General features: G+C 54.7%; 13 protein-coding genes and 1 tRNA gene. All 14 read left to right on the forward strand.

Features of this window, described 5'->3' with window-relative positions; genetic code table 11:
* The coding region (locus tag MKI83_RS16655) for an EF-Tu C-terminal domain-related protein (protein WP_503128450.1) at positions 1 to 123 on the forward strand (123 nt) is incomplete at its 5' end.
* 56 nt (positions 124 to 179) lie between these two features.
* Positions 180 to 255: transfer RNA gene (locus tag MKI83_RS16660), tRNA-Trp, on the forward strand.
* Between the two features lie 38 nt (positions 256 to 293).
* On the forward strand, positions 294 to 662 hold the full coding sequence (secE, locus tag MKI83_RS16665) for a preprotein translocase subunit SecE (protein ID WP_241588438.1): 369 nt from the start codon (positions 294 to 296) through the stop codon (positions 660 to 662).
* Between the two features lie 10 nt (positions 663 to 672).
* Positions 673 to 1,206, forward strand: a complete 534-nt coding sequence (gene nusG / locus MKI83_RS16670) for a transcription termination/antitermination protein NusG (protein ID WP_241588440.1) — start codon at positions 673 to 675, stop codon at positions 1,204 to 1,206.
* 119 nt (positions 1,207 to 1,325) lie between these two features.
* Positions 1,326 to 1,757 carry a 50S ribosomal protein L11 gene (gene rplK / locus MKI83_RS16675; protein WP_241588441.1) on the forward strand — a complete coding sequence of 144 codons (432 nt, stop codon included), beginning with the start codon at positions 1,326 to 1,328 and terminating at the stop codon, positions 1,755 to 1,757.
* Positions 1,757 to 2,458, forward strand: a complete 702-nt coding sequence (gene rplA / locus MKI83_RS16680) for a 50S ribosomal protein L1 (protein ID WP_241588443.1) — start codon at positions 1,757 to 1,759, stop codon at positions 2,456 to 2,458. The genes rplK and rplA overlap by 1 nt, the downstream gene beginning before the upstream one ends.
* Positions 2,459 to 2,651: 193 nt before the next feature.
* Entirely contained in the window at positions 2,652 to 3,149 is a 498-nt protein-coding gene (gene rplJ, locus MKI83_RS16685; protein WP_241588444.1) for a 50S ribosomal protein L10, read from the forward strand.
* A gap of 78 nt (positions 3,150 to 3,227) precedes the next feature.
* Positions 3,228 to 3,596, forward strand: a complete 369-nt coding sequence (rplL, locus tag MKI83_RS16690) for a 50S ribosomal protein L7/L12 (protein ID WP_241588446.1) — start codon at positions 3,228 to 3,230, stop codon at positions 3,594 to 3,596.
* A 199-nt stretch (positions 3,597 to 3,795) separates the two neighbouring features.
* Positions 3,796 to 7,869 (forward strand): DNA-directed RNA polymerase subunit beta, encoded by a 4,074-nt coding sequence (rpoB, locus tag MKI83_RS16695; protein ID WP_241588447.1) that lies wholly within the window; start codon positions 3,796 to 3,798, stop codon positions 7,867 to 7,869.
* Positions 7,870 to 7,936: 67 nt separating this feature from the next.
* Positions 7,937 to 12,136 (forward strand): DNA-directed RNA polymerase subunit beta', encoded by a 4,200-nt coding sequence (gene rpoC, locus MKI83_RS16700; RefSeq protein ID WP_241588449.1) that lies wholly within the window; start codon positions 7,937 to 7,939, stop codon positions 12,134 to 12,136.
* A 149-nt stretch (positions 12,137 to 12,285) separates the two neighbouring features.
* Complete coding sequence (rpsL, locus tag MKI83_RS16705) at positions 12,286 to 12,657, forward strand: 30S ribosomal protein S12 (RefSeq protein WP_241588450.1); 372 nt, start codon at positions 12,286 to 12,288, stop codon at positions 12,655 to 12,657.
* Positions 12,658 to 12,747: 90 nt separating this feature from the next.
* On the forward strand, positions 12,748 to 13,218 hold the full coding sequence (gene rpsG / locus MKI83_RS16710) for a 30S ribosomal protein S7 (RefSeq protein WP_241588451.1): 471 nt from the start codon (positions 12,748 to 12,750) through the stop codon (positions 13,216 to 13,218).
* Positions 13,219 to 13,236: 18 nt separating this feature from the next.
* On the forward strand, positions 13,237 to 15,333 hold the full coding sequence (gene fusA, locus MKI83_RS16715; protein WP_241588453.1) for an elongation factor G: 2,097 nt from the start codon (positions 13,237 to 13,239) through the stop codon (positions 15,331 to 15,333).
* A gap of 32 nt (positions 15,334 to 15,365) precedes the next feature.
* A partial coding sequence (locus tag MKI83_RS16720) for a GTP-binding protein (protein WP_033034085.1) occupies positions 15,366 to 15,466 on the forward strand: 101 nt, incomplete at its 3' end.

Consider the following 15,466-nt stretch of genomic DNA (forward strand, 5'->3'; position numbering starts at 1 on the left):
GACAACGTGAAAATGGTTGTTACCCTGATCAAGCCGATCGCCATGGACGAAGGCCTGCGTTTCGCGATTCGCGAAGGCGGCCGTACCGTTGGTGCAGGCGTTGTAGCCAAGATCATCGAGTAATAACTCGTTGAACTTGTAAGATTGAGCCGGCATAATAGCCGGCTCAATTAAACCACAGGCAAGTAGCTCAATTGGCAGAGCAGCGGTCTCCAAAACCGCAGGTTGGGGGTTCGATTCCCTCCTTGCCTGCCAGATTCTTCGATCTGGCAATTCTCGAGTAAGGTCCTTTCATGACTGCCAATACAGAAAATGGCAATGCCGCATTCGACATGGCGAAGTGGGTTGTTGTCGCTTTGCTGGTCGCGTCAGCTGTAGTTGGTAACCACTATTTCGCTCAAGAGCCGATTCTGTATCGCGTTCTGGGTGTGCTGGCTCTGGCTATTGTTGCTTTGCTGGTGGTGCTGCAGACCGTTAAAGGTGCTGCGTTTGCGCAAATGGTTAAGGATGCGCGCGTCGAGATGCGCAAGGTCGTATGGCCGAACCGTCAAGAGACTCAGCAGACCACGTTGGTGGTGTTGGGTGTTGTTGTGGTTATGGCGCTGATCCTGTGGGGTATGGATTCCCTGTTGGGTTGGTTTGTTTCTCTGATCATCAGCTGATAGGTGCACTGTGTCTAAGCGTTGGTATGTCGTGCATGCTTTCTCGGGTTACGAGAAGTATGTCATGCGCTCGCTGATCGAGCGCGTCAAGCTGGCCGGTATGGAAGATCAGTTTGGTGAGATTCTTGTGCCGACTGAAGAAGTCGTCGAGATGCGTAACGGTCAGAAGCGCAAGAGTGAGCGTAAGTTCTTTCCGGGTTACGTGCTGGTGCAAATGGAACTCAACGATGAGACCTGGCACCTGGTTAAAAATACCAATCGCGTGATGGGCTTTATTGGTGGTACGGCTGATAAGCCGGCGCCAATTACCGAGCGTGAAGCCGAAGCTATTTTGCGTCGCGTGCAAGACGGTACTGATAAGCCGAAGCCGAAGACATTGTTCGAGCCGGGTGAAACTGTACGCGTTAGTGATGGTCCGTTTGCTGACTTCAATGGTGTGGTTGAAGAAGTTAACTACGAGAAAAGTCGCATTCAGGTTGCTGTGCTTATTTTTGGTCGCAGCACGCCGGTAGAGTTGGAGTTTGGTCAGGTCGAGAAGGTCTGATTAGTTAAAAAGTTTCAATGCCCTGCAGCTAAGCGCTGCGGGGCTTTGTCGTCACTGCGAAAGTGGTGGGTTAAACCAGGGGAGCCGATAGGCGTTTGCACCCTATATTGAGGTGATTTATGGCCAAGAAAATTCAGGCTTACATCAAGCTGCAAGTTAAAGCCGGTCAGGCTAACCCAAGTCCGCCAGTTGGTCCGGCGCTGGGTCAGCACGGTGTCAATATCATGGAATTCTGTAAGGCGTTCAACGCTAAGACTCAGGGCATGGAACCTGGTCTGCCGACTCCTGTGATCATCACCGTTTACTCTGATCGCAGCTTTACTTTTGAAACCAAGAGCACCCCGGCCTCTGTGCTGCTGAAGAAGGCTGCTGGCCTGAAGAGCGGTTCTAGCCGTCCTAACACGCAGAAAGTGGGCACTGTTACCCGTGCTCAGCTGGAAGAGATCGCTAAAACTAAAGACGCTGATCTGACCGCTGCTGATCTGGACGCGGCTGTACGTACCATCGCTGGCTCTGCGCGCAGCATGGGCTTGAACGTGGAGGGTGTGTAATGGCTAAGGTAACTAAGCGCCAAAAGGCGATCGCTGAGAAGGTTGTAGCTGGTAAGGCTTACGCTTTCGAAGAAGCCGCTGCACTGTTGGCTGAATTGTCGACCGTTAAGTTCGCTGAGTCAGTAGACGTGGCAGTGAACTTGGGCGTTGATCCGCGCAAATCTGACCAGGTTGTACGTAGCGCGACTGTGCTGCCGCACGGCACTGGTAAGACTGTCCGCGTTGCTGTATTCACTCAAGGCCCTGCGGCTGAAGCGGCTCTGGCTGCTGGTGCTGACAAAGTGGGTATGGATGAACTAGCTGCCGAAATGAAAGCCGGCGACCTGAACTACGACGTAGTTATCGCATCGCCTGATGCAATGCGCGTTGTGGGTCAGTTGGGTCAGGTGCTGGGTCCGCGTGGCCTGATGCCGAACCCCAAGGTCGGTACTGTTACCCCTGACGTTGCGACTGCAGTGAAAAATGCCAAAGCTGGTCAAGTGCGCTACCGCACTGACAAGAACGGCATCATCCATTGCTCTGTTGGCAAGGTTGGTTTTGAGCCGGTCAAGTTGAAGGAAAACGTTGAGGCCCTGTTGGCCGATCTGCGCAAGATCAAGCCTGCATCGGCTAAAGGCGTTTACCTCAAGCGTGTCACCCTGAGCACCACTATGGGCCCAGGCTTGCACATTGACCAAGCTTCTCTGGAAGCGGCTAAGTAATTAAGGCGAGCCTTCGCAGGCTCGTCGGTTTTTGGGGTCCCTGCCTGGCGGGGGCTATCCAAGACCGTAGGTGGCGCAAGTCTTAATAGAAATGCCTACGCAGATGGTGCTCCCGATTCAGTCAAGATGCTGGATCAGACACCAAGAAACGGTCGGTTCGCCGGCTAAATGGTAAAAATCCAGGAGAAATCCCGTGGCAATTAAACTCGAAGACAAGAAGGCCATTGTCGCTGAAGTCAACGAGGCTGCCCAAAGCGCTTTGTCTGCCGTTGTAGCTGATGCTCGCGGTGTGACATCGAACGCCATGACCGGACTCCGTAAGCAGGCCCGTGAGGCTGGCGTGTACGTACGTGTAGTACGTAACACTCTGGCTCGCCGTGCTGTTGAAGGTACCTCGTATGAGTGCCTGTCTGACAGCTTCAAGGGCCCAACCCTGATCGCGTTTTCGCAAGAACATGCCGGCGCTGCCGCTCGCATTTTCAAAGAATTCGCCAAGGGTAACGACAAGTTCGAGATCAAGGCGGCCGCTTTTGATGGCCAGTTCCTTTCAGCGAATCAGATCGACGTATTGGCAAGCTTGCCGACTTACGACGAAGCGATTGCACAGCTGATGAGCGTGATGCAAGGCGCTACCAGTAAGTTCGTTCGTACTCTGGCTGCTGTGCGTGATCAGAAGGAAGCCGCGGCTTAATGGGCTGCAGCAACTTTCATCAAACCTTTTTTGTTTAATTGATCGCCTAACGCGGTCCCCCAATACAGGAATAGAGTCATGGCTCTGACCAACGAAGATATCATCAACGCCGTAAGCGAAATGTCTGTGATGCAGGTTGTTGAACTGATCAAGGCAATGGAAGAGAAGTTCGGCGTAACTGCAGCTGCTGCTGTTGCTGCTGGCCCGGCGGCTGGTGCTGCTGTTGAAGAAGAGAAGACCGAGTTCGACATCATTCTGACCGAAGCTGGTGACAAGAAAGTTAACGTCATTAAAGCTGTTCGCGAACTGACTGGTCTGGGTCTGAAAGAAGCTAAAGCAGTTGTTGACGGCGCTCCTGGCGTTGTTAAAGAAGGCGCTTCGAAAGAAGAAGCCGAAGCTGCTAAGAAAGTTCTGGAAGAAGCCGGCGCCAAGGTTGAGCTTAAGTAATCGCTCTCCCTGCGTCGACAGTCCGGCGCTTTGCGCCGGACTGATGGCTGGTGGCCTCAAGCCACCGGCCTTTTTCCGTTCTGGGTTGTAACGCCCAGACGAACCGCCGCATAGCGGCGCGCCAGTTATCTGGCCGATTTTTCAGGCGTATCCCAATTGGATGCGCCCAACAAGCAAGTGACCACGCTGGGGAATGCTGATGGCTTACTCGTTCACTGAGAAAAAACGTATCCGCAAGGACTTTGGCAAGCTGCCGCATGTCATGGATGTGCCGTACTTACTGGCAATCCAGCTCGACTCCTATCGCGAGTTTCTTCAGGAGGGCATGAGCAAAGACCAGCTCCGTGACGTAGGTCTGCATGCTGCTTTTAAGTCGGTTTTCCCGATCGCCAGTTACTCGGGCAATGCTGCCCTTGAGTACGTTGGCTACCGTTTGGGTGAGCCGGCGTTTGACGTTAAAGAGTGTGTGCTGCGTGGCGTGACCTACGCGGCACCGCTGCGCGTTAAAGTCCGCCTGATTATTTTTGACCGCGAATCGTCTAACAAGGCGATCAAGGACATTAAAGAGCAAGAAGTGTACATGGGCGAAATTCCGCTCATGACCGAGAACGGTACTTTCGTTATTAACGGTACCGAGCGCGTTATTGTTTCGCAATTGCACCGCTCACCCGGTGTGTTCTTTGACCACGATCGTGGCAAGACTCACTCGTCGGGCAAGCTGTTGTACTCCGCGCGCATCATTCCTTACCGTGGCTCATGGTTGGATTTCGAGTTTGACGCCAAAGACGCCGTTTTCGTGCGTATTGACCGTCGTCGCAAGCTGCCGGCGTCTGTGCTGCTGCGCGCTCTAGGTTACTCGACCGAAGAAGTGCTTGAGATCTTCTACGAGACCAACGTTGTTCACCTAAAAGATGAAGTCCTGCGTCTGGAGCTAGTGCCTTCTCGTCTGCGCGGTGAGATTGCTGGTTTCGACATCAATGATGAAAAAGGCAAGCTGATCGTTGAGCAGGGTCGCCGTATTACAGCGCGCCATATCAACCAGTTAGAAAAAGCGGGTATTACTCAGCTGGATGCGCCGGTTGATTATGTTGTTGGTCGTACGCTGGCTAAGAGCATCGTCCATCCGTCGACTGGCGAGATTTTGGCCAACTGCAACGAAGAGCTGACCGCTGATCTGATGGCCAAGTTGGTGAAAGCCAATGTGGTGCGCTTCGAAACTATCTATACCAACGATATCGACTGCGGTCCGTTCATCTCGGACACGCTGAAAATCGACGGTACTACCAACGCTTTAGAAGCTTTGGTGGAAATTTACCGCATGATGCGCCCAGGCGAGCCGCCAACCAAAGAAGCGGCGGAAACCCTGTTCGGCAATCTGTTCTTCACCTCTGATCGCTATGACCTGTCTGGCGTTGGCCGGATGAAGTTCAACAAGCGTATCGGCCGCAGCGATGACACTGGCGAGGGCGTACTGTCCAAGGAAGATATCCTTGAAGTACTGAAGACCTTGGTCGACATCCGTAACGGTAAAGGCGTGGTCGATGACATCGATCACCTGGGTAACCGTCGTGTGCGTTGTGTCGGCGAAATGGCCGAAAACCAGTTCCGTGTAGGTCTGGTGCGTGTTGAGCGCGCGGTTAAAGATCGTTTGTCGATGGCTGAAAGCGAAGGCCTGATGCCACAAGACTTGATCAACGCGAAGCCGGTTGCGGCTGCGGTGAAAGAGTTCTTCGGTTCGAGCCAGCTGTCCCAGTTCATGGACCAAAACAACCCGTTGTCGGAAATCACCCACAAGCGCCGTATTTCTGCGCTTGGCCCAGGTGGTTTGACCCGTGAGCGCGCAGGCTTTGAAGTCCGCGACGTACACCCGACTCACTACGGTCGCGTTTGCCCAATTGAGACCCCTGAAGGTCCGAACATTGGTCTGATCAACTCCTTGGCAACCTATGCTTGCACCAACTCCTACGGTTTCCTTGAGAGCCCGTACCGTGTGGTGAAAGACGGCCAGGTGACTGACGAGATTCATTACCTGTCGGCGATTGAAGAAGCCAACCACGTGATCGCTCAGGCCAACTCGGTGCTGGACGAGAAAGGTCGTTTGGTGGACGAGCTGGTTGAAGTGCGTCACATGAACGAATTCACCGTGATGGCGCCAGAAAGCGTCACCATGATGGACGTTTCGCCGCGTCAGGTGGTTTCTGTCGCTGCTTCGTTGATTCCGTTCCTCGAACACGACGACGCCAACCGTGCCTTGATGGGTTCGAACATGCAGCGTCAGGCTGTACCGACTCTGCGTGCTGATAAGCCGCTGGTAGGTACCGGCATGGAGCGCAACGTAGCGCGCGACTCCGGCGTGTGTGTGGTTGCACGTCGTGGCGGCGTGATCGACTCGGTCGACGCTAGCCGCATCGTGGTGCGCGTTGCGGATGACGAAGTTGAAACCGGTGAGGCTGGTGTCGACATCTACAACCTGACCAAGTACACCCGTTCAAACCAGAACACCTGTATCAACCAGCGTCCGCTGGTCAGTAAAGGTGACACGGTTTCGCGCGGCGACATCATGGCTGACGGCCCGTCCACCGATATGGGTGAGCTGGCTTTGGGTCAGAACATGCGCGTGGCGTTCATGCCTTGGAACGGCTTCAACTTCGAAGACTCCATCTGTCTGTCGGAGCGTGTGGTTCAGGAAGATCGTTTCACCACGATCCACATCCAGGAATTGACGTGTGTGTCTCGCGACACCAAGTTGGGTAGCGAAGAAATCACCGCCGATATTCCGAACGTTGGTGAGGCCGCGCTGAGCAAGCTGGACGAAGCAGGCATTGTGTATGTCGGCGCTGAAGTGATGGCTGGCGATATTCTGGTTGGCAAGGTTACGCCTAAAGGTGAAACCCAGCTGACGCCAGAAGAGAAGCTGCTGCGCGCCATCTTCGGTGAGAAAGCCTCTGACGTTAAAGACACCTCCCTGCGTGTGCCGACTGGCACCAAGGGTACTGTGATTGACGTACAGGTCTTTACGCGTGACGGCGTTGAGCGTGACTCACGCGCCTTGTCGATCGAGAAGATGCAGCTGGATCAAATCCGTAAGGACTTGAACGAAGAGTTCCGCATCGTTGAAGGTGCCCAGTTCGAGCGTCTGCGTTCTGCGCTGGTCGGTAACAAGGCCGAAGGTGGCCCGGGCCTGAAGAAAGGTGCGGAAATCACCAACGAATACCTCGACGGTGTTGAGCGTGGCCAGTGGTTCAAACTGCGCCTGTCTGACGACGCGCTGAACGAGCAGCTGGAGAAGGCGCAAGCCTACCTGTCTGACCGTCTGCAGATGCTGGAAGATAAGTTCGAAGACAAGAAGCGCAAACTGCAGCAGGGCGATGACCTGGCGCCGGGCGTACTCAAGATCGTTAAGGTTTACCTGGCGATTAAGCGTCGTATCCAGCCAGGCGACAAGATGGCCGGTCGTCACGGTAACAAGGGTGTGGTCTCGGTGATCATGCCGGTTGAAGACATGCCGCACGATGAGACTGGCGTGCCAGTGGATATCGTCTTGAACCCGCTGGGCGTGCCGTCGCGTATGAACGTCGGTCAGATCCTTGAAACTCACCTTGGCCTGGCGGCTAAGGGCTTGGGTGAGAAGATCAACCGCATGCTGGAAGAGCAACGCAAGATCGCTGATCTGCGTAAGTTCTTGGGCCAGATTTACAACGAAGTCGGTGGCCGTACCGAGCAGCTAGAGACTTTCAGTGACACTGAAATTCTGGCGCTGGCGGAAAACCTGAAGAAGGGTGTGCCGATGGCAACCCCAGTCTTCGATGGTGCCGAAGAAGTTGAAATCAAGAAGATGTTGAAGCTAGCCGACCTGCCGGAGAGTGGTCAGATGACCCTCATCGATGGTCGTACTGGCAACCAGTTCGAGCGTCCAGTAACCGTGGGTTACATGTACATGCTCAAGCTCAACCACTTGGTTGATGACAAGATGCACGCCCGTTCAACCGGTTCGTACAGCTTGGTTACTCAGCAGCCGCTGGGTGGTAAGGCGCAGTTCGGTGGTCAGCGCTTCGGTGAGATGGAAGTGTGGGCGTTGGAGGCCTATGGTGCCGCCTACACCCTGCAAGAAATGCTCACCGTTAAGTCGGACGACGTGAACGGCCGTACCAAGATGTACAAGAACATTGTGGATGGCGATCACCGCATGGAGCCGGGCATGCCCGAGTCATTCAACGTGTTGATCAAAGAGATCCGCTCTCTTGGCATCGATATCGAACTGGAATCCGAGTAAACGCCAGCCGGCGGTTAGCGGTAGCCCCAAGCGGGTACCGCAACCGCCGCATTAAGAGGAAAAGGCCTTGAAAGACTTGCTCAATCTTCTGAAGTCCCAGGGACAAAACGAAGAGTTTGACGCCATCCGCATTGCCCTGGCGTCGCCGGAAATGATTCGCTCTTGGTCCTACGGCGAAGTTAAAAAGCCGGAGACCATCAACTACCGTACGTTCAAGCCTGAGCGTGACGGCCTGTTCTGCGCCAAGATCTTTGGTCCGGTTAAGGACTACGAGTGCCTGTGCGGTAAGTACAAGCGCTTGAAGCACCGTGGTGTGATCTGTGAAAAGTGCGGCGTTGAAGTCGCTCTGGCTAAAGTGCGTCGTGAGCGCATGGCGCACATTGAACTGGCTTCGCCAGTTGCCCATATTTGGTTCTTGAAGTCCCTGCCGTCCCGTATCGGTTTGCTGCTGGACATGACCCTGCGTGACATCGAACGCGTGCTTTATTTTGAAAGCTACGTGGTGATCGAACCAGGCATGACCACCCTGGAAAAGGGTCAGCTGCTGAACGACGAGCAGTACTTTGAAGCCTTAGAAGAGTTCGGTGATGACTTCGACGCCCGCATGGGTGCCGAGGCTGTTTTCGAGCTGCTTTCAGCGATCGATCTGGAACACGAAGTGACCCGTCTGCGTGAAGAAATTCCGCAAACTAACTCTGAGACCAAGATCAAGAAGCTGTCCAAGCGCTTAAAGTTGATGGAAGCGTTCAAAGACTCTGGCAACAAGCCGGAGTGGATGGTCATGACCGTTCTGCCGGTACTGCCGCCGGATCTGCGTCCGTTGGTGCCGCTGGACGGTGGTCGTTTCGCGACCTCTGACCTGAACGATCTTTATCGTCGCGTGATCAACCGTAACAATCGTTTGAAGCGTCTGCTGGAGCTAGCTGCTCCCGACATCATCGTGCGCAACGAAAAGCGCATGCTGCAAGAGTCGGTTGATGCCCTGCTGGATAACGGCCGTCGCGGTCGTGCCATCACTGGCTCCAACAAGCGTCCGCTGAAATCCTTGGCTGACATGATCAAGGGTAAGCAAGGTCGCTTCCGTCAGAACCTGCTGGGTAAGCGCGTTGACTACTCGGGTCGTTCGGTGATTACCGTAGGCCCGACCCTGCGTCTGCATCAGTGCGGTCTGCCGAAGAAAATGGCTCTTGAGCTGTTCAAGCCCTTCATTTTCGGCAAGCTGGAAGCGCGTGGCTTAGCCACCACCATCAAAGCTGCCAAGAAGATGGTTGAGCGTGAGCTGCCTGAGGTTTGGGACGTTCTGGCGGACGTGATTCGCGAACATCCCGTACTGCTGAACCGCGCACCGACCCTACACCGCTTGGGTATTCAGGCGTTTGAGCCGGTTCTGATTGAAGGCAAGGCCATCCAGTTGCACCCGTTGGTTTGTGCGGCCTACAACGCCGACTTCGACGGTGACCAAATGGCTGTGCACGTACCGCTGACGCTGGAAGCCCAGCTAGAAGCGCGTGCGCTGATGATGTCGACCAACAACATCCTGTCGCCAGCCAACGGTGAGCCGATCATCGTGCCGTCGCAAGACGTGGTCTTGGGTCTGTACTACATGACCCGTGAGGCGATTAACGCCAAAGGTGAAGGCCGTGCCTTTGCTGACCTGCAAGAAGTTGACCGCGCTTACCGTGGCGGCCAAGCCTCGCTGCACGCCAAGGTTAAAGTGCGTATCACCCAGTCGGTGAAGAACGAAGAAGGCGAGCTGATCACCAGCCGCATCATCGTTGACACCACCGTGGGTCGCGCGCTGCTGTTTAACATCATGCCGGCCGGTATGCCCTACGAGCTGGTTAACCAGCCGATGAAGAAGAAGGCGATCTCTAAGCTGATCAACTTCTGCTACCGCACCGTAGGGTTGAAAGAGACTGTTATCTTCGCTGACCAGCTGATGTATACCGGTTTCGCATTCTCGACTATCTCTGGCTGTTCGATCGGTGTGAATGACTTTGTTATTCCTAACGAGAAGTCGGACATCATCGGTAAAGCGACCGATGAAGTTAAAGAGATCGAGGAGCAATACGCTTCGGGTCTGGTGACCCAGGGCGAGAAATACAACAAAGTCATCGACTTGTGGTCGAAGGCTAACGACGCTGTTTCTAAGGCCATGATGGCCAACCTGTCGAAAGAGCCGGTCGTTGACCGCGAAGGTAAGACGGTCGAGCAAGAGTCGTTCAACTCGATGTACATGATGGCGGACTCCGGCGCGCGTGGTAGTGCGGCGCAGATTCGTCAGCTGGCCGGTATGCGCGGCTTGATGGCCAAGCCCGATGGCTCGATCATTGAGACGCCCATCACCGCGAACTTCCGTGAAGGTCTGAACGTACTGCAGTACTTCATTTCTACTCACGGTGCGCGTAAAGGTTTGGCCGATACCGCGTTGAAGACCGCTAACTCCGGTTATCTGACCCGTCGTTTGGTTGACGTGGCACAAGACTTGGTGGTTACCGAGGTTGACTGCGGCACCGAAGAGGGCCTGGTCATGACACCGCACATTGAAGGCGGTGACGTGGTTGAAGGTTTGGGTGAGCGCGTGCTGGGCCGTGTGGTCGCACGTGACGTCCTCAAGCCGGGCAGCGATGACGTGATCGTCGAAGCTGGCACCTTGATCGATGAGAAGTGGGTTGCCTTCCTCGAAGAGAACAGTGTCGACGAAGTGGTCGTGCGTTCAGCGATTTCGTGTGAAACCCGCTACGGTATTTGCGCCAAGTGCTACGGCCGTGATTTGGCCCGTGGCCATCAGGTCAACATCGGTGAGGCTATCGGTGTTATCGCGGCACAGTCGATTGGTGAGCCGGGTACCCAGCTGACCATGCGTACGTTCCACATCGGTGGTGCGGCAAGCCGGACTTCTGCGGTTGATAGCGTACAGATCAAGAACGGTGGTACTGCCCGTCTGCACAACTTGAAGTTCGTTGAGCGCGCCGATGGCAAGCTGGTCGCGGTATCGCGTTCTGGTGAGCTGGCCGTGACGGATGAATTTGGTCGCGAGCGTGAGCGTTACAAGCTGCCGTACGGTGCCGTGATTTCGGTTAAAGAGGGTGACAAGGTCGACGCTGGCGCAATCGTTGCCAAGTGGGATCCGCACACTCACCCCATCGTGACCGAATTGGACGGTACGGTTGCCTTCGTGGGTATGGAAGAAGGCATCACCATCAAGCGTCAAACCGACGAATTGACCGGTCTGACCAACATCGAAGTGATGGACGCTAAAGAGCGCCCTGCAGCGGGTAAGGACATTCGTCCGACCGTTAAGTTGATCGGTGCTGATGGTAAAGAATTGCTGCTGCCAGGTACCGATGTACCCGCTCAGTACTTCCTGCCGGCTAACTCGTTGGTTAACTTGACCGATGGTAAGCAAGTGCGCATCGGTGACGTTATCGCGCGTATTCCGCAAGAAACGTCGAAGACTCGCGACATCACCGGTGGTCTGCCACGCGTTGCTGACTTGTTCGAAGCGCGTCGTCCGAAAGAAGCCTCGATTCTGGCGGAAATCAGCGGCACCGTGTCCTTCGGTAAAGAAACCAAGGGCAAGCGTCGTTTGGTGATTACACCGACCGATGGTAGCGATGCTTACGAAGAGCTGATTCCGAAGTGGCGTCACCTCAACGTGTTCGAAGGCGAACAGGTTACTAAGGGTGAAGTGATTTCCGACGGTCCGAGCGATCCGCACGACATCCTGCGTCTGCTGGGTGTAGTGGCGCTGGCCAAGTACATCGTTAACGAGATCCAAGACGTTTATCGTCTGCAAGGCGTGAAGATCAACGATAAGCACATCGAAGTGATCCTGCGTCAAATGCTGCGCAAAGTGGAAATCGGTGATTCCGGTGATTCGACCTTTATTAAGGGCGATCAAGCTGAGTTGACTCAGGTACTGGAAGAAAACGAAACCTTGTCAGCCAAAGATCGTTTCGCGGCCAAGTTCCAGCGCGTGTTGCTGGGTATCACTAAGGCTTCGTTGTCGACTGAATCGTTCATTTCTGCGGCTTCCTTCCAGGAAACTACCCGCGTTCTGACCGAAGCAGCGGTAACCGGCAAGCGTGACTACCTGCGCGGCTTGAAGGAAAACGTCGTTGTGGGTCGCTTGATCCCAGCGGGTACTGGTCTGGCCTACCATGCTGAGCGTAAGCGTCAGCGTCAGGGCGAGAAGCCAGCCACCATCAGTGCGAGCGAGGCCGAACAGGCACTGAGCGATGCGCTGAACGCCAGCGATAACTAAGAAATTGAGACAACCCGGCGAGCTTGGCTCGTCGGGCTGTTCTTGACGGGGTGCGGGACTCTACTTAGAATCTCACACCCCAAAATTGGCGGGGCATTCGTGCACCTGCCTTTTTGTTTATATGTCGAGAGACAACAGTGGAGCTTTAGATGGCAACTATTAACCAGCTGGTTCGCCAGCCGCGCAAGCGCATGGTCGAGAAGAGTGGCGTTCCTGCGCTGCAGAACTGCCCACAGCGCCGTGGCGTGTGTACTCGCGTATACACCACGACCCCGAAGAAGCCTAACTCGGCCCTTCGTAAAGTCTGCCGTGTGCGTTTGACCAATGGCTTTGAAGTATCGTCGTACATCGGCGGTGAAGGCCACAATTTGCAAGAGCACAGCGTCGTGTTGATTCGCGGCGGCCGTGTAAAAGACTTGCCAGGTGTGCGTTACCACACCGTTCGCGGTTCTTTGGACACCTCGGGTGTTAAAGACCGTAAGCAAGGTCGTTCCAAGTACGGCGCCAAGCGTCCGAAATAATTGAATTTACTGAGTCGATAAGAGTAAGGCTGGGCGCCGACGTTAATTCTTCGTCCCAGGCTAACCTGAAGACCGTTTGAGGACTTATCCATGCCAAGAAGACGTGTAGCTGCCAAGCGTGAAGTGTTGGCTGATCCGAAGTACGGAAGCCAGCTGCTGGCTAAATTTATGAACCATGTAATGGAGAGCGGCAAGAAAGCCGTGGCTGAGCGTATCGTTTACGGTGCTCTGGCCAAGGTTGCTGAGCGCACTAAAGGCGAGCCCCTGGAAGTCTTCGAGAAAGCTCTCGACGCCATCGCTCCGCTGGTCGAAGTCAAGTCCCGCCGTGTAGGCGGTGCTACTTACCAGGTGCCGGTTGAAGTGCGCCCCTCCCGTCGTAACGCTCTGGCTATGCGTTGGCTGGTAGATTACTCCCGCAAGCGCGGTGAGAAGTCTATGGCCCTGCGCTTGGCTGGCGAGCTGCTGGATGCCGCTGAAGGCAAAGGCGCCGCTGTTAAGAAGCGTGAAGACGTGCATCGCATGGCAGAAGCTAACAAAGCTTTCTCGCATTACCGCTTCTAATTTAACGAGGGCATTGTTGTGGCTCGTACAACCCCGATTAACCGCTACCGTAACATTGGTATTGTCGCGCACGTAGACGCCGGCAAAACCACCACTACTGAGCGGGTACTGTTTTATACCGGCGTTAACCACAAAATGGGTGAGGTGCATGATGGCGCCGCAACCATGGACTGGATGGCGCAGGAGCAGGAGCGTGGTATTACCATTACTTCTGCTGCGACCACTGCCTTCTGGGCGGGTTCTGAGAAGCAGTTCGATAACCATCGCTTCAACATCATCGATACCCCCGGACACGTGGACTTCACCATTGAAGTAGAGCGCTCACTGCGCGTACTCGACGGTGCGGTTGTGGTGTTCTGTGGTACTTCAGGTGTTGAGCCGCAGTCTGAAACCGTATGGCGTCAGGCTAACAAGTACGGCGTTCCGCGTCTGGTTTACGTCAACAAGATGGACCGTGCTGGTGCCGACTTCCTGCGTGTTGTAGGTCAGATCAAGAAGCGCTTGGGTCACACCCCGGTGCCGATTCAGCTGGCTATCGGTGCAGAAGATAACTTCCAAGGTCAGGTCGATCTGATCAAGATGAAGGCTATCTACTGGAACGACGACGACAAGGGTACTAGCTTCCGTGAGGAAGAGATCCCTGCTGAGCTGCAAGAGCTGGCTGAAGAGTGGCGCTCCAACATGGTTGAAGCGGCCGCCGAAGCCAACGAAGAGCTGATGAACAAGTACTTGGAAGGCGAAGAGCTGACCACGGCTGAGATCAAGCTTGCTCTGCGTCAGCGCACCATTGCCGGCGAGATCGTTCTTGCTGTGTGTGGTTCTTCGTTCAAGAACAAGGGCGTGCCTCTGGTTCTGGACGCCGTTATCGACTACTTGCCTGCACCGGCTGATATTCCAGCCATTAAAGGCTCTGATGTTGATGATGAGACCATCGAGATGGAGCGTCATGCCGATGACGAAGAACCCTTCTCGGCGCTGGCGTTTAAGATCGCTACCGACCCGTTCGTAGGTACTCTGACCTTTGCTCGCGTGTACTCGGGCGTGCTGAGCTCTGGCGACAGCATCCTGAACTCGGTAAAAGGCAAAAAAGAGCGCGTTGGCCGTATGGTGCAGATGCACGCTAACAGCCGCGAAGAGATCAAAGAGTGCCGCGCTGGCGACATCGCCGCTTTGATCGGCATGAAGGACGTCACCACCGGTGATACTTTGTGCTCGCTTGAGAAGCCAATCATCTTGGTTCGTATGGACTTCCCTGAGCCGGTAATTTCTGTTGCCGTTGAGCCGAAGACCAAAGAAGACCAAGAGAAGATGGGTATCGCTCTGGGCAAGCTGGCTCAGGAAGATCCGTCATTCCGCGTTAAGACCGACGAAGAAACCGGCCAGACCATTATTTCTGGTATGGGTGAGCTGCACTTGGACATCATCGTCGACCGTATGCGTCGCGAGTTCAACGTAGAAGCCAATATCGGTAAGCCGCAGGTTTCTTACCGTGAAAAGATTACCCAGTCTTGCGAAATCGAAGGTAAGTTCGTTCGCCAGTCGGGTGGTCGTGGTCAGTTCGGTCACTGCTGGATCCGCTTTGCACCGGCTGATGAAGGTCAGGAAGGTCTGCAGTTCGTCAACGAAGTCGTTGGTGGTGTGATTCCTAAGGAATACATCCCTGCGGTGCAGAAGGGTATCGAAGAGCAGATGAAGAACGGTGTTATCGCCGGCTATCCGCTGATCGGCCTGAAAGCGACCGTGTTCGATGGTTCGTACCATGATGTCGACTCCAACGAAATGGCGTTCAAAATCGCCGCTTCCATGGCGACCAAGCAGCTGGCCCAGAAGGGCGGTGCTGTTCTGCTTGAGCCGATCATGCAAGTTGAAGTTGTAACGCCGGAAGACTACATGGGTGACGTGATGGGCGACCTGAACCGTCGTCGTGGTCTCATCCAAGGTATGGAAGACGGTCCTTCGGGCAAGATCATCCGTGCTGAAGTTCCGCTGGGTGAAATGTTTGGTTACGCTACCGACGTCCGTTCGATGTCGCAAGGTCGTGCCAGCTACGCCATGGAGTTCGCTAAGTACTCCGAAGCGCCGAACAACATTGTCGAATCTGTCAGCAAGAAATAAGACAGCGAATTACTGATTAAGAGGCTATTACCGTGGCTAAAGAAAAATTTGAACGTAATAAACCGCACGTAAACGTTGGCACCATCGGTCACGTTGACCATGGCAAGACCACTCTGACTGCTGCCCTGACTCG

Origin of the sequence: Atopomonas sediminilitoris (assembly GCF_022601735.1) — a bacterium.
GTDB classification, from domain to species: domain Bacteria; phylum Pseudomonadota; class Gammaproteobacteria; order Pseudomonadales; family Pseudomonadaceae; genus Atopomonas; species Atopomonas sediminilitoris.

Excerpts from the sequence above, each read along its gene's own strand:
- secE (WP_241588438.1), top strand. The coding sequence starts at position 294 with ATGACTGCCAATACAGAAAATGGCAATGCCGCATTCGACATGGCGAAG.
- rplK (WP_241588441.1), top strand. The coding sequence starts at position 1,326 with ATGGCCAAGAAAATTCAGGCTTACATCAAGCTGCAAGTTAAAGCCGGT.
- rplA (WP_241588443.1), top strand. The coding sequence starts at position 1,757 with ATGGCTAAGGTAACTAAGCGCCAAAAGGCGATCGCTGAGAAGGTTGTA.
- rplL (WP_241588446.1), top strand. The coding sequence starts at position 3,228 with ATGGCTCTGACCAACGAAGATATCATCAACGCCGTAAGCGAAATGTCT.
- rpoB (WP_241588447.1), top strand. The coding sequence starts at position 3,796 with ATGGCTTACTCGTTCACTGAGAAAAAACGTATCCGCAAGGACTTTGGC.
- rpsL (WP_241588450.1), top strand. The coding sequence starts at position 12,286 with ATGGCAACTATTAACCAGCTGGTTCGCCAGCCGCGCAAGCGCATGGTC.
- rpsG (WP_241588451.1), top strand. The coding sequence starts at position 12,748 with ATGCCAAGAAGACGTGTAGCTGCCAAGCGTGAAGTGTTGGCTGATCCG.